The organism is Actinoplanes sichuanensis, from assembly GCF_033097365.1.
Classification (GTDB): Bacteria; Actinomycetota; Actinomycetes; order Mycobacteriales; family Micromonosporaceae; genus Actinoplanes; species Actinoplanes sichuanensis.
The window spans coordinates 10,502,401-10,515,508 of record NZ_AP028461.1 but is presented as its reverse complement, the minus strand read 5'-3'; the positions used below and the strand labels follow the sequence as shown (position 1 = coordinate 10,515,508).

Sequence of the window (13,108 nt, the reverse complement as noted above, 5' to 3'; positions counted from 1 at the left end):
AATGGTTTTTCACCGGGCCCCCTGGTACCGTCCAGCAACAGGAACGTCACAAAAGGAGCGGGCGCTGGGCCAGAAAGAGAAGCTCATCGCGGACATCATGGGTTCGTCGATCCAGCTCGAGCACCTGTTCGCCGACGACCGGTCGGACCCGCTCTTCTCGTCACATCTGACGATGTCGCAGCTCAAGATCATGCTGCTGCTGTCCCGGCACGGGACCCTCGCCGGCGGCGAACTCGCCCGGATGCTCGGTGTCGGCGCCGCGGCGCTCAGTGGCATGGTCGACCGCCTCGTCGTGCAGGACCTGATCACACGCACGGAGGACGTGAACGATCGGCGGGTACGCCGGATCGGACTCACGAGGGCGGGCACCGAGGTCATCGATGGCATCATCACGGCAGGAGTGGCGAAGCAGCGCGAACTCCTCAGCCGGCTCTCAGCGGAGGAGCTCACGATCGTGGCCCAGGCCATGGAGTTGCTGGTCCGCGAAGCGGGATGCCAGGCAGCCGAAGAGGCCGCAGCCAGTCTGTCAGACCACGCTGCGGCCGATCCGGGAACCGGGGAAAACTAGGCCAGGTCGAGGGCCTTCGCGGCGAGCAGTGCGTCGTTCGCGATGACGGTCGGCGACGGGGCCGTCGAGATCGCCCATTCCGGGTCCTTCAGGCCGTGCCCGGTCACCGTGCAGACCACCCGCGAGCCGGCCGGGATCTTCCCCGCCTCGGCCTGCTGAAGCAGACCCGCCACGCTGGCCGCGCTACCCAGCTCGACGAAGACGCCCACCTCACGGGCCAGCAGCCGGTACGCGTTCAGGATGTCCCGGTCGGTGACCGCCGAGATCAGGCCACCCGACGCGTCTCGCGCGTCCAGTGCCTTGGTCCAGCTGGCCGGGTTGCCGATCCGGATCGCGGTGGCGATCGTCGACGGGTGCTCGACCACCGCCCCGTTGACGATCGGGGCCGCACCGGAAGCCTGGAAGCCGTACATCTTCGGCAGCTTCGAGCTGTTCCCGGCCGCCTTGTCCTCCTGGTAGCCCATCCAGTAGGCGGAGATGTTGCCGGCGTTGCCGACCGGCAGGCAGTGGATGTCGGGCGCGTCCCCGAGCGCTTCGACGATCTCGAAGGAGGCCGTCTTCTGCCCGTGCAGGCGGAAGATGTTCACCGAGTTGACCAGCGCCACCGGATAGTCCTGGGACAGCTTCGAGGCCAGCGCCAGGCAGTCGTCGAAGTTGCCGTCCACCTGGAGCAGGCGGGCGCCGTGCACCAGAGCCTGGGCCAGCTTGCCGAGCGCGATCTTGCCCTGCGGCACGAGCACCGCACAGGTGATGCCGGCCCGGGCCGCGTAGGCGGCCGCGGAGGCGCTGGTGTTACCCGTGGACGCGCAGATGATCGCCTTGGCGCCCTCCTCGACCGCCTTGGAGACGGCCATCGTCATGCCGCGGTCCTTGAAGGAACCGGTCGGGTTGGCGCCCTCCACCTTCAGGTAGACGTCCGCGCCGACCCGCTGGGACAGCACCGGCGCGGGCACCAGCGGCGTGTTGCCCTCGTGCAACGAGACCACCGGTGTGGCTTCGGAGACCGGCAACCGGTCCCGGTACGCCTCGATCAAACCCCGCCACATGGCGGTACTCCTCACTCGCATGTCAATCTTCGGGATTTGCAGGCCATTATTCAGGACGGTGGCAGACGGCCTCGACGTTGTTCCCGTCCGGATCGCGGACGAAGACGCCGTAGTAGTGCTCGTGGTACTCCGGGTGCAGGCGGGGTTCGTGCAGCACCTCGGCCCCGGCCGCGACCGCGGCCCGGTGAAACTCGTCGACCGCGGCGCGGTCGGTGGCGGCGAACGCGATGTGGGCCTCGACGAAACCCTCGCCCTCGTTCAGCTCACCGATCCAGAAATCGGCGTGGTCGGTGCCGTACCCGATGGCGACCTTGAAGTCCATCAACCGGGAGCCGCCCAGCGGCGCCAGCACCGCGTCGTAGAACGCGGCGCTCGCCGCCAGGTCGCGGCACTGGAAACCCACGTGATCGATCACTGGCCCGCGCCGCCCTCGACGCGTAGCACGCTCGCGATCGACCGAACGATGTCGAGAGTCGACAGCGCCTCCACGGTGGCCGCGAGAGCCGCGTCCGGAGCGCTGTGCGTGACGATGACCAGCTTCGCGTCGTCCTCCCGGCCGGACTGCCGGACCGTCGCGATCGACACCTCGTGCTGGGCGAAGACACCCGCGACGGTGGCCAGCACACCCGGTTTCTCGGCCACGTCCAGGCTGATGTGGTAGCGGGTCATCGACTCACCGATCGGGCGGACCGTCAGCTCGGCGTAGTTGCTCTCGCTCGGCGCACGGGTGCCGGTCAGCTTGTTGCGGGAGGCCGCGACGATGTCGCCGAGCACCGCGCTCGCGGTCGGCCGGCCACCGGCGCCCCGGCCGTAGAACATCAGCGGGCCGGCCGCCTCGGTCTCCACGAACACCGCGTTGAAGGCGTCACCGACACTCGCCAGCGGGTGGGTCAGCGGGATCATCGCCGGGTGCACGCGGACGCTGACCGAATCGGCCGTGCGCTGCGCGATGCAGAGCAGCTTGATCGTGCAGCCCATCTCCTTGGCGCTGGCCATGTCACCGGCGGTCACCCCGGTCATGCCCTCACGGAACACGTCGGCGGCGGTCACCCGGGTGTGGAAGGCGAGCGAGGCGAGGATGGCGGCCTTCGCGGCGGCGTCGAAGCCCTCCACGTCGGCTGTGGGGTCGGCTTCCGCGTACCCCAGCTCGGTCGCCTCCTCCAGGGCCTCGTTGAAGCCCGCGCCGGTCGACGCCATCGAGGAGAGGATGAAGTTGGTCGTGCCGTTCACGATGCCGGTGACCGCGGTCACGCGGTCACCGTGCAGCGACTCGCGTAGCGGGCGCAGCAGCGGGATCGCGCCGGCCACCGACGCCTCGTAGTAGAGATCCGCACCGCCCTCGGTGGCGGCGTCGTGCAGCGCGCCGCCGTCCTCGGCGAGCAGCGCCTTGTTCGCCGTGACCACGCTCTTGCCGGCTCGCAGCGCCTCGATCAACCACGTCCGGGCCGGCTCGATGCCGCCGACGACCTCGATCACCACGTCCACGTCGTCGCGCTTGACCAGGCCCAGCGCGTCGGTGGTGAACAGCGACGGGTCGACCGGGAGGTCACCACGCTCGCGGCCGGCCCGCCGCACCGCGATGCCGACGAGCTCCAGCGGGGCGCCGATCCGGGCCGTCAGGTCGTCGGCCTGTTCGTGGAGCAGCCGAACCACTTCAGTACCGACGACACCGCAGCCGAGGAGGGCGAGGCGGATCGGCGATTTCGAGACGGGGCTCATCCCACATCCAATGCAAGCAGGTCGTCCTCGGTCTCCCGGCGCACGATGACGCGGGCGGCGCCGTCGCGAACCGACACCACGGGGGGCCGAGGAACATGGTTGTAGTTGCTGGCCATGCTCCGGCAATACGCGCCGGTCCCGGGGACCGCAATAAGATCTCCGGGCTGCACGTCGCTGGGCAGGAATTCATCCTTCACGACAATGTCCCCGGACTCACAATGTTTTCCCACAACGCGGGCGAGCAACGGCTCGGCGTCACTACGCCGGTTGGCCATCGTCGCCGAGTAGGACGCGTCGTAGAGAGCGGTCCGGATGTTGTCGCTCATCCCGCCGTCCACGCTCACGTAGGTGCGGATGCCGTCGACATCCTTGACCGTCCCCACCTCGTAGAGGGTGAAGACGGCCGGCCCGACGATGGCCCGCCCCGGCTCGATCGAGAGGTGCGGCTTACGCAGCGACGCCAGCTCGCACTCCGACTCGACGATCTTGTTGATCCGCTTGGCCAGGTCACCAGGCGTCGACGGGTCGTCCTGCGTGGTGTACGCGATACCGAAACCGCCACCCAGGTCCAGCTCGGGCAACTCCACCCCACGCGCGTCCCGGATCTGCGCCTGCAGCTCCAGGATCCGCCGGGCGGCCACCTCGAACCCGCTGGTGTCGAAGATCTGCGAGCCGATGTGCGAGTGCAGGCCGCGCAGGTCGAGCACACCCTCGTCGAGGATCTGCGCGGCCGCCGCGAACGCCGCCCCGCCGGCCAGCGAGAACCCGAACTTCTGATCCTCGTGCGCGGTCGCGATGAACTCGTGGGTGTGAGCCTCGACACCCACGGTGACGCGGAGCAGCACGCCGGGCCGCTTGTTCAGCTCGGTGGCCAGCTCACTCAGCCGGGCGATCTCGTGGAACGAGTCCACGATGATCCGGCCGACGCCCGCCTCCAGAGCCCGACGCAGCTCGGACACCGACTTGTTGTTGCCGTGGAAACCGATCCGCTCGGGCGGGAACCCGGCCGCCAGCGCCACCGCCAGCTCACCACCGGAGCAGACGTCGAGGAAGAGCCCCTCCTCGTCGATCACCCGGACCACGGCCTTGCAGATGAACGACTTGCCGGCGTAGTAGACGTCCGCCTCGGCGAAGGCCGCCTTGAAGTCGCGGCAGCGGGCCCGCAGGTCCTCCTCGTCGAGCAGGTAGGCGGGCGTGCCGTGATCGGCCGCCAGATCGGCGACCGACACGCCGCCGATCTCCAGACCCCCGGCCTCCGACCTGGTCACGGTCCGCGGCCAGAGCTGCGGCACCAGGGCGTTCACATCCTCGGGGGTACGCAGCCAGGCCGGCCCGCGGCTGCCGAGGTCACCGTGCAGGGCCCCGGCCTCGTGTGCGCGCATGCCTTACATCCTCTCCGGCGCGGAGACCCCGAGGAGGTCCAAACCGTTGGCCAGCACCGTACGAGTGGCCTCCATCAGCCACAGGCGGGGTCCCGCGAACTCGGAGGCCGGCTCGTCGCCCTTGGGCAGCACCTGGCAGGCGTCGTAGAACCGGTGGTAGTCGGTCGCCACCCGCTCCTCCAGGTAGACCGCGATCCGGTGCGGCTCGCGCAGCTCGGCGGCGGTGGCGACCACCCCGGGGAAGTCGCCCAGAGTCTTGAGCAGGTTCCGCTCGCGTTCGTGCGAGAGCAGTGCGGGGTCGTAGTCCTCGCCGCGGGCGACCTTCTTGTCCTCGGCGTTCTTCAGCAGTGAACAGATCCGGGCGTGTGCGTACTGCACGTAGTGCACCGGGTTGTCGTTGGAATGCTTGGTGATCTCTTCGATGTCCAGCGTCAGCATGGAGTCGGTGGAGGACCGGGCCAGCGAATACCGGGCGGCGTCCGGACCGACCGCCTCGACCAGCTCGTCCAGCGTGATGATGTTGCCGGCCCGCTTCGACAGCCGCACCGGCTGCCCGCCACGGACCAGGTTGACCATCTGGCCGATCAGGATCTCGATGTTCTTCGCCGGGTCGTCGCCGGCGCACGCCGCGATCGCCTTCAGCCGGCCGATGTAGCCGTGGTGGTCGGCGCCGAGCAGGTAGATGCAGCGGTCGAAGCCACGCTCGCGCTTGTTGATGTAATACGCCGCGTCGGCCGCGAAATAGGTCTTCTCACCGTTGGACCGGATCAGCACCCGGTCCTTGTCATCGGTGAAGTCGGTGGTACGCAGCCAGATCGCGCCGCCGTCCTCGAAGATGTGGCCCTGCTTGCGCAGCTCGTCGATGGCGTGCTCGACCGCGCCGCCGTTGTGCAGCGTCTGCTCCGAGAACCAGACGTCGAAGTGCACACCGAAGCGCTCCAGACTCTCCCGGATCTCCTTGAGCATCAGCTCGTAGCCCCGGGCCAGGAAGATCGGCAGCGCCTGCGCGGCCGGCTGCCCGACCAGACCCGGGTCGGCGTCGGTGATCTCCTTGGCGATCTCGGTGATGTAGTCACCGACGTAGCCGTCCTCCGGGGTGGGCTCGCCGTTGGCCGCCGCGAACAGCGACCGGGCGAACCGGTCCACCTGCGCGCCCGCGTCGTTGATGTAGTACTCGCTGGTCACCTCGGCGCCGGCGGCGCTCAGCACCCGGCGCAGCGAGTCACCGACCGCGGCCCAGCGGGTGTGGCCCAGGTGGATCGGGCCGGTCGGGTTCGCCGAGACGAACTCCAGATTCACCTTCTCACCGGCCAGGGCGGTGTTCCGCCCATACTCGGCACCGGCCGACAGCACCAACCCCGCGAACGCGCCGAGCGCGGCGTTCTCCAGCCGGATGTTCAGGAACCCCGGACCGGCGATCTCCACCGCCGCGATCTCGTCCCGTCGGCCCAGCTCCTCGGCGAGAGCCGTGGCGAGCTCGCGCGGCGCGACCCCCGCCTTCTTGGCCATCTGCATGGCAAGGTTGGAGGCGTAGTCGCCGTGCTCGGGGTTGCGCGGCCGCTCCACCGTCGTCGCGGCGGGCAGCAGCGCGACGTCGAGTCCGCGCGTCTCGAATACGGCACGAGCGGCTGAGAGAACGGTGTCAGCAAGGTTGGCGGGAGTCACCCAGCCATGCTATCGGGGGTAGACTTCGGCGTTCGGCGGCCACCCGAGCCCCGCCCCTTCCCGTTTTGACGAATCGACGAGGCACGATGAGCATGAGCACCCCGGGGCCCGAACGGGTCCCGTCCACCGTCAAGGTCGGCAAGACCACCGGCCAGGGCAAGCCCCCCACGGGCGGCTCCGGCGCCAACAAGCCCGGCGGCTCCCGGCCGACAGGCAAGGGCGGTAAGGGCGGCAAGGGTCGCAAGCCGGTCACGCCGGTCAAGGTCGCCGGCGGGCGCAACTGGGGCCCGATCGCCGTCGCCGGCCTCGTCGTCGTCATCGCGGTCGGCATCATCGGCTGGGGCGTCTACGCCTCGGTCAAGACCGACAAGCAGAACGCCGTGCCGTGGGCGGAGCGGGCCGCCGCCATCACCGGCCTGGTCAACTACCGCGAGTCGAACCCCGACCTGGTCAAGGGCAGCCAGCACAAGAGCGGCGTGCTGAAGTACGACCAGTCCCCGCCGGTCGCCGGTGAGCACAACCCCACCTGGGAGAACTGCAACGGCGTCGTCTACACCGAACCGATCCCGAACGAGCATGCGGTGCACAGCCTCGAGCACGGCACGGTGTGGCTCGCCTACCGACCGGACCTGCCGGCCGACCAGGTCGCCACGCTCGCCGCCAAGGTCGAGGGCAAAGAGAAGACCATGATGAGCCCGTTCCCCGGTCTCACCAACGCCGTCTCCCTCCAGGCCTGGGGCTACCAGCTCAAGGTCGACACGGTGGACGACCCGCGGATCGACGAGTTCATCAAGGCGCTGCGGGTCAACGCCTCGATCGAGGGCCCGACCGCGCTGTGCGACCGCGGCGTCTCGGTCACCGGCAGCACCCCGCAAGGCTGACCCGTGCCCGACTCCCCGTCAGCGGACGACCCCACGCCCACGCCGTCCCGGTTCAGCTACTGGATCCCGGTGGCGCTGGTGGTGGGGCTCGTCCTCGGCGTCGCCATCGGCTTCCTCGTCCCGCGCGGCGAGACGCTGCCGGCTGACGACTCCGCCGAGGCCGGCTTCGCCCGGGACATGACGACCCACCACACGCAGGCGGTCGAGATGGGGCTCATCGCGTACGCGCAGGCCTCCGACCCCGAAGTGCGGACCATGGGTGTCGACATCGCCCTCAACCAGCAGGGCCAGATCGGCATGATGCAGGCCTGGCTCCGCGAGTGGAACCTCCAGCCGACAGGCGACCAGCCCGCCATGGCCTGGATGCCGGACGGCGCGGCGAGCGTGGTCAACGGACTGATGCCCGGCATGGCCACCCCCGAGGAGATGACGAAGCTCCGGGAGTCGAAAGGCATCGAGGGCGACCGCCTCTTCCTCCAGATGATGATCAAGCACCACCTGGGCGGCGTGCACATGGCCCAGGAGGTCGTCGAAGTCTCCACGGACAAAGAGGTCGTCGAAGCCGCACAGCTGACCATCAACAGCCAGCAGCGCGAGATGACCGACATGAAAGCCCTCCAGGAAAAGCTCGGCGCAGCTTCCTGACCAGGCACTATCGACGGGCCGCCGGGATTTTCCGGCGGCCCGTCCGTTTTCGGCGATACCGGTTGGCCGGGTCGCTGGGGCCCCTGCTAGGCTCATCATCACTGAGCCCCCGTAGCTCAGGGGATAGAGCGTCGCCCTCCGGAGGCGAAAGCGCAGGTTCGAATCCTGCCGGGGGCACGAGTCGACGGGTGGCCTCTGTCCGCGGGGAACGCGGACCTTGGTCGCTCGTTTTTCTTTTCTCCTGGGGCCCGAGGCCCCAGACCCCGCGTCACGAATGCTTGCGGTGGTTGCGGCGGCGCCTGCTTAGATCTCGCGTCACGAGCGCTTGCGATGACTGCGGCGGTGCCTGCTCCGACCCCGCCCCACGAACGCTTGCGGTGACTGCGGCGGCGCCTACTTAGACCTCGCCTCACGAATGCTTTCGGTGAGTGCAGCGGCGCCTACTCAGACCCGGGTCATGAATGCTTGCGGTGGTTGTGGCGGCGCCTACTCCGACCCGCGGCACGACATCTGCGGGGGCTGCCGCCAGGCCCGGCTGAAACCGCGCCACGAAGCCCCTCGATGGGCTCCCGCTGGGCCCGGCCCGACCTGCGGCACGGATCTTGCGGTTGCTGCGAGGGCGCGCGTTCGACGGCCCGTCACGGACCTTGCGGGGGCGCCGTGGGCCTGTGCGTGGCGTCGGGTGCGGCGATCGGTTACCGGTCGGCCCGCACGCCGTGGTCGCCGCGGATGATCCGGGCCAGGTAGGACTCGCTGCCGCCGAAGCCGGACGGGAGTTGGTGCCGCAGTTTGTGCACGAACGCCCCCTCCGTGATCGTCTGGAACATCTCCTGGTCGTACGGCCGGAGGAGCACCGACTGGAGCGCATGCGGCGGTGTCGCGTTGAGCCGCAGGCCGGCGTCCCATTCGGTGCGGAACCGGTCGTCCAGCCGATGCAACAGTTCGAAGATGTGGTGGTGCAGGAGCACGTCGACGATCTCGCCGCGCTTCTCCCACCACAGGAACGACGCGGCCCGCCACAGGTGCATGACGTAGCTGTCCGGGCGGCTCGCCAGGAACCAGTTGACCAGGTACGGACCGGTGTAGGTGAAGGCGAACACGCTGCCCTTGGCCAGTGCCCGGTCGATGTGTGGGCGCAGCGGCTCGGTGACCAGGCAGGTGGCGTCGACCCAGATGCCGCCGAACTTCTCCAGCAGCAGCATCCGCAGCAGGTCGGAGAAGTGGTAGTGGTCACCCTCGAGCGCGGCCGCCAGGTCCTCCGGCACATCGACGTAGGCGCCGATGTTGGCCAGTGACAGTTCGTGCACCCGGGAGTCCGGATTGTTGGCCCGCAGCGCGGCCAGACAGGCCGTCACCACCGGGGGCGCGGCGTCGAAGCCCTGCGCCCAGTAGATGAAGATCGGCTGGTCGAACGTGCTGTCCACCGGCCGGTCCAGGCGGTGCCCGGCCTGCACGCGGATCTGGGCGAGATGCTCGGCGAGGAAGATGCCCACCTCCCGGCGGGCGCCGAAGGACGTGACGTCGGAGTCGAGCAGGGCCGTACCGTCGAAGGGCAGTTTCGTGTCGTGGATCAGGGCGGCGGCCGAGGCCTGGCGGCTGTCGTCCCGGCGTTTGAGCTTGTCGTAGGCCAGGGCCAGCGCGTAGCCGCGTTCGAAGGCTTCCGGGCGTTTCGCCACCGCGCCGCGCAGGAGTTGTTCGGCGGCGGCCCAGCGTTCCTCGGCGAGCGCGAGTCGGCCCAGCTCCCAGGCCGCCTCGCCGTCCGGGTCGCCGGCTTTCACGACCTGCCGCAGCGCGCCGACGGCGGCCGCGGTGTCGCCGAGCGCGAGCGCGAGCCGGGCCTCGGCCAGTAGGTCACCGGCGACCATCGCGCCCAGCGCCACCGCCTCCTCCGGCGTCTCGGGAACGAGCGATGCGGAACCGGTGACCGGTACCGAACCGATGACTGCGGCGAGGGTCCGGCGGGAGGGTGAGGCGTTCGGCGCGCCCGTCCAGGCATAGGTGTAGCCGGCGTCATCGGGCGTGAACCCGTCGAAGTGCCGCAGCGGCCGTTCGGTGGCGGTGAGCGCGAAGTCGTACCAGATCGCGTCGCCCGGTCCGGCGCCGAGCCGGATCCGCGCCTCGCGGGCGCCGTCCGGAATGGTGAACGTGACCGCGATCCGGTGGTGCCCGTGCTCGTTGCGGGCCGGCATCGAACGGACCGAAGCCGGTTCCTCGAGCGCCCATTCGGCGGCCACCCGCGGCGGCGGGCCGTCCAGCGGCGTGGCGAGGTAGACCGACACGCTCGCGGTGTAGGTGCCGGCGGACAGGGCGGTCAGGGCGGGTGTCACGGCGGCACCGCCCCCGCCGGGCACGGTGACCTTGAGGCCGGTCACGCCGGGCCGGCCGGGCACCTCGACTCGCTCGGCGGAGACCGGATCGGGCACGTCGACGCCGTGCGGCGCGACCCGGAAGCCGGGATCGGGGGCGAGGTTGAGCACCGACGGCGGGGCCGCGGCGGGCGCGGACTGTGGCTGCGGGGCACGGCGGAGCACCGCCCGGAACCGGGTGAGCCATTCGTCGGGTGCGGTCGCCGTCATCGATGTCCCTTTCGCAGCGTGCCGCCGCAGTTTAGTCGGACATCCGGCACGGCTCGGCAGTGCGCGGACGAACCGACCTACAACGGCAGGACCACCCCGGACGGCCGTCCGCTGACGCAGTTCACGGTCATCCGGTAGCGCGCCAGGTCGCCGGTGAAGACCACGTCCACGGTCAGGTCGGGGCCGGGGTAGGCGCGCTCGGTGACGAATCCGGGGCGCGGTTCCCAGGCCAGCAGTTCGGCGCCGGCGGTCACGCACTTCGCGTAGACCGACCCGCCCGCCGAGTCCAGGCGGGTGCCCTGCGGCACCGGCACGGTGCCGGATGGCGAGGCGGACACGGTCACGCTCGGTTTCGGACCGGGCTTCGACGGAACCGCCGGCTCCGGCACGGGCGGTGGGACACTTCCCGCCGAGACGGTATTCGCGCTGGTCGGCTGGATGCGGTCGGGGTGGCTGATCGCCTCGGTGGGCCGGTCTCGGGCCGGGGCGGCCGACCCGCTTCTGGTCACCTTCGGTGAGGCGGCGGGCGGGGCGGCCACACCGGGTGATCCGGCCGGGTCATCGTCGCCGGCGGCGAGCGAGAACGGCACGGCGAGGGCCAGGGTCACCACGACGGCTGCGGCGGCCAGCCTGGCCTTCTTCGAATCTCTCGGTACGGCCACCCGCCCCGTGCCGATGCCGGCAGCCGTCCCGCGCGGCCCCGGTGTGAGCGATGTCATGCCCTGGATCACGGGGTCGGTGCCGGCCCCGGATCCCTCGGAGGTTCCGCCTGAAAAGCGAGAGCCGTTCGACGCCTCATGTGCGAAATCGGGCGCGTTCGGCCGTACCAGATCAAGGGTTGCCGCCTCGGCCGCGTCGCCCAGCAGATCCGCCACCTCCGCCGCGTCCGGCCGGATGGCCGGGTCCTTGGCCAGGCACCGGGTGACCAGGTCGATGATCTCGTCGGGCACCCCGGTCTGGCCGGCCAGCGGAATGGGTTCCTGGTAGATGTGCGCCTTGAGCATCTGCGTGGTGGTCTCGACGCTCCACGGCTGGACGCCGGAGAGGAGCCGGTAGAGCAGCACACCGAGCGCGTAGATGTCGGAGGCGGGCTCGATGGCGCCGCCGGTGAGGCGTTCCGGAGCGAGGTAGGCGGGCGTGCCGAGCAGGGCGTCCTCGGGTGCCGCGGGTCCGGCGACGGCGGCGATGCCGAAGTCGACGACCTTGGCCCCGGCCGGGGTGACCATGATGTTGCCGAGTTTGATGTCGCGGTGCACGAGCCCGTCCTCGTGGGCGACGGCGAGGGCGGTGGCCACCTCGCCACAGATCCGGAAGACGGTGCGCGGCGGAATCGGCCCACGGTTGACGCGCTGCTGAAGGGTGGGGCCGTTGACCAACTCCATCACCACATAGGGGACCGCCGGCCCGTCGTCGTCGCACTCGCCGAAGTCGTAGATCTGCGCGATGTTCGGGTGCGACAGGGTGGCCGCGGTCCGTGCCTCGTGCAGGATCCGGGCCCGGAACCGGTCGTCACCGGCGTAGCGCCCGGCGAGCACCTTGACCGCGACCGGGCGGTCCAGCACCTCGTCGAGGGCACGCCAGACGACCGCCATACCGCCACGGCCGAGTTCGTTCTCCAGCCGGTACCGGCCGCCGAGTTTCCGATCCGCCTCCACTCGACGAAGTTTGCCGAAATGGCGGCGAATTCGCACATCCGAGCTCCACTCGAATTCCATTCATGTTTCACATTCACATTTATTCGGACGGTTCCTGCATCCACCATTCAGTGAATTGCCGGGCCTGACACGTGAGGTCCAGGCGCAGCACCCACAGGTTGCGGAAACGTCGCCGCGGATAGCTGGTGGACGCCTCGATCACCGACATCTCCTCGGTGACGATCAGCGGGTGCCAGGCGAAGCCGATGCTGTGCGGGCGGTCCTGCCGGGCCGGCCAGTTGGAGACGATCGCCTCCCGGCCGATCCACGGTTTCGCGTAGGGCGCCGTGAAATAGGCGGCGTCGTCGGCGAACAGTTCACGGATGTCGTGCGGGTCGTTCGACTCCCACGCCTTGCGGTACTTCTCCACCCAGGCGGTCACCGCGTCCAGGCTCGTCATCCCCGTCTCCCTCCCGGTACCCATCCCACCCTGCCAGTCGGACGGCCGTAGGGTCTCCTCCATGACGGATAGCCAGCGGCATCTACCCGCACCGGCCCGCCCGATCGCGGCCGCGGCCACCGCCGGGGTCGCCGCGGTCCGGGCCGCCGACCATGCCGCACTCGACGAGGCGACGGCGGATCTGGCGGCGCTCGACCCGGCCCGGACCGGCCTGGTCCTGGGTACGGCGGTTCGGCTGCTGCTGGAGGACGGGCATCCGGACGGGCTGACCGCCGATGACGTGCGCGCCGCGCTGGCGAGTTGTGTGCGGTCGTGGCCGGAGGCGGATCCGCAGGTGGTCCTCTGGCTGCTGGCCGCCGCGCTGGGCGTGCTCGACGAGGACGGGACGACTCCGCCGAAACCGAACGCGCTAGCCCGTAACGCCGTGGTGTTGCTCACCGACCTGCTGGCCGGCCGGGAGGTCGGGCCGTGGTGGACCGCGTCGCTGGCCGAGATCGAGCGGGCTCAGCTCAACGATTAAAACTTTGCAGAA

The 13,108-nt window shown here is 69.9% G+C and carries 12 protein-coding genes and 1 tRNA gene; 5 read left to right on the top strand and 8 right to left on the bottom strand.

Features of this window, described 5'->3' with window-relative positions:
- The first annotated feature begins 97 nt into the window (after positions 1-97).
- Entirely contained in the window at positions 98-568 is a 471-nt protein-coding gene (locus Q0Z83_RS48475; protein WP_317790347.1) for a MarR family transcriptional regulator, read from the top strand.
- Here Q0Z83_RS48475 and thrC read toward each other — a convergent pair.
- From thrC to argS, 5 genes are read right to left on the bottom strand one after another with little or no spacing between them, the layout of a single operon-like run.
- The gene (gene thrC / locus Q0Z83_RS48470) at positions 565-1,614 is read right to left on the bottom strand and encodes a threonine synthase (RefSeq protein ID WP_317790346.1); all 1,050 of its coding nucleotides are present in this window, start codon (positions 1,612-1,614) and stop codon (positions 565-567) included. The two genes, Q0Z83_RS48475 and thrC, sit on opposite strands and share 4 nt — an antisense overlap.
- A gap of 46 nt (positions 1,615-1,660) precedes the next feature.
- Positions 1,661-2,029: a VOC family protein gene (locus Q0Z83_RS48465; RefSeq protein ID WP_317790345.1), complete on the bottom strand. Its 369-nt coding sequence runs from the start codon at positions 2,027-2,029 to the stop codon at positions 1,661-1,663.
- Positions 2,026-3,333 carry a homoserine dehydrogenase gene (locus tag Q0Z83_RS48460; protein WP_317790344.1) on the bottom strand — a complete coding sequence of 436 codons (1,308 nt, stop codon included), beginning with the start codon at positions 3,331-3,333 and terminating at the stop codon, positions 2,026-2,028. The genes Q0Z83_RS48465 and Q0Z83_RS48460 overlap by 4 nt, the downstream gene beginning before the upstream one ends.
- Positions 3,330-4,715: a diaminopimelate decarboxylase gene (gene lysA, locus Q0Z83_RS48455; protein ID WP_317790343.1), complete on the bottom strand. Its 1,386-nt coding sequence runs from the start codon at positions 4,713-4,715 to the stop codon at positions 3,330-3,332. The genes Q0Z83_RS48460 and lysA overlap by 4 nt, the downstream gene beginning before the upstream one ends.
- A gap of 3 nt (positions 4,716-4,718) precedes the next feature.
- Positions 4,719-6,380 (bottom strand): arginine--tRNA ligase, encoded by a 1,662-nt coding sequence (gene argS, locus Q0Z83_RS48450; RefSeq protein ID WP_317790342.1) that lies wholly within the window; start codon positions 6,378-6,380, stop codon positions 4,719-4,721.
- An 86-nt stretch (positions 6,381-6,466) separates the two neighbouring features.
- On the opposite strand from argS, the gene Q0Z83_RS48445 reads away from it, so the two are divergent.
- The 3 genes from Q0Z83_RS48445 (at position 6,467) to Q0Z83_RS48435 (ending at position 8,083) form a co-directional block, all read left to right on the top strand.
- The gene (locus Q0Z83_RS48445) at positions 6,467-7,261 is read left to right on the top strand and encodes a DUF3105 domain-containing protein (RefSeq protein ID WP_317790341.1); all 795 of its coding nucleotides are present in this window, start codon (positions 6,467-6,469) and stop codon (positions 7,259-7,261) included.
- Positions 7,262-7,264: 3 nt separating this feature from the next.
- Positions 7,265-7,906 carry a DUF305 domain-containing protein gene (locus Q0Z83_RS48440; RefSeq protein WP_378078759.1) on the top strand — a complete coding sequence of 214 codons (642 nt, stop codon included), beginning with the start codon at positions 7,265-7,267 and terminating at the stop codon, positions 7,904-7,906.
- 105 nt (positions 7,907-8,011) lie between these two features.
- Positions 8,012-8,083 (top strand) — tRNA-Arg (locus Q0Z83_RS48435).
- A gap of 518 nt (positions 8,084-8,601) precedes the next feature.
- Here the strand turns inward: Q0Z83_RS48435 and Q0Z83_RS48430 are convergent.
- The 3 genes from Q0Z83_RS48430 to Q0Z83_RS48420 all read right to left on the bottom strand — a co-directional run bounded on the left by Q0Z83_RS48430 (position 8,602) and on the right by Q0Z83_RS48420 (position 12,576).
- A complete protein-coding gene (locus tag Q0Z83_RS48430; protein WP_317790339.1) occupies positions 8,602-10,482 on the bottom strand; it encodes a capsular polysaccharide synthesis protein in 1,881 nt (626 codons plus the stop codon).
- Positions 10,483-10,559: 77 nt separating this feature from the next.
- Entirely contained in the window at positions 10,560-12,137 is a 1,578-nt protein-coding gene (locus tag Q0Z83_RS48425; RefSeq protein ID WP_317790338.1) for a serine/threonine-protein kinase, read from the bottom strand.
- Between the two features lie 79 nt (positions 12,138-12,216).
- Positions 12,217-12,576, bottom strand: a complete 360-nt coding sequence (locus Q0Z83_RS48420) for an SgcJ/EcaC family oxidoreductase (RefSeq protein ID WP_317790337.1) — start codon at positions 12,574-12,576, stop codon at positions 12,217-12,219.
- A 61-nt stretch (positions 12,577-12,637) separates the two neighbouring features.
- Here Q0Z83_RS48420 and Q0Z83_RS48415 point away from each other — a divergent pair, with 61 nt between their 5' ends.
- The gene (locus Q0Z83_RS48415) at positions 12,638-13,096 is read left to right on the top strand and encodes a hypothetical protein (protein WP_317790336.1); all 459 of its coding nucleotides are present in this window, start codon (positions 12,638-12,640) and stop codon (positions 13,094-13,096) included.
- Positions 13,097-13,108: the final 12 nt, after the last annotated feature.

Excerpts from the sequence above, each read along its gene's own strand:
- Q0Z83_RS48475 (WP_317790347.1), top strand. The coding sequence starts at position 98 with ATGGGTTCGTCGATCCAGCTCGAGCACCTGTTCGCCGACGACCGGTCG.
- thrC (WP_317790346.1), bottom strand. The coding sequence starts at position 1,614 with ATGTGGCGGGGTTTGATCGAGGCGTACCGGGACCGGTTGCCGGTCTCC.
- Q0Z83_RS48460 (WP_317790344.1), bottom strand. The coding sequence starts at position 3,333 with ATGAGCCCCGTCTCGAAATCGCCGATCCGCCTCGCCCTCCTCGGCTGC.
- lysA (WP_317790343.1), bottom strand. The coding sequence starts at position 4,715 with ATGCGCGCACACGAGGCCGGGGCCCTGCACGGTGACCTCGGCAGCCGC.
- Q0Z83_RS48445 (WP_317790341.1), top strand. The coding sequence starts at position 6,467 with ATGAGCATGAGCACCCCGGGGCCCGAACGGGTCCCGTCCACCGTCAAG.
- Q0Z83_RS48430 (WP_317790339.1), bottom strand. The coding sequence starts at position 10,482 with ATGACGGCGACCGCACCCGACGAATGGCTCACCCGGTTCCGGGCGGTG.
- Q0Z83_RS48420 (WP_317790337.1), bottom strand. The coding sequence starts at position 12,576 with ATGACGAGCCTGGACGCGGTGACCGCCTGGGTGGAGAAGTACCGCAAG.
- Q0Z83_RS48415 (WP_317790336.1), top strand. The coding sequence starts at position 12,638 with ATGACGGATAGCCAGCGGCATCTACCCGCACCGGCCCGCCCGATCGCG.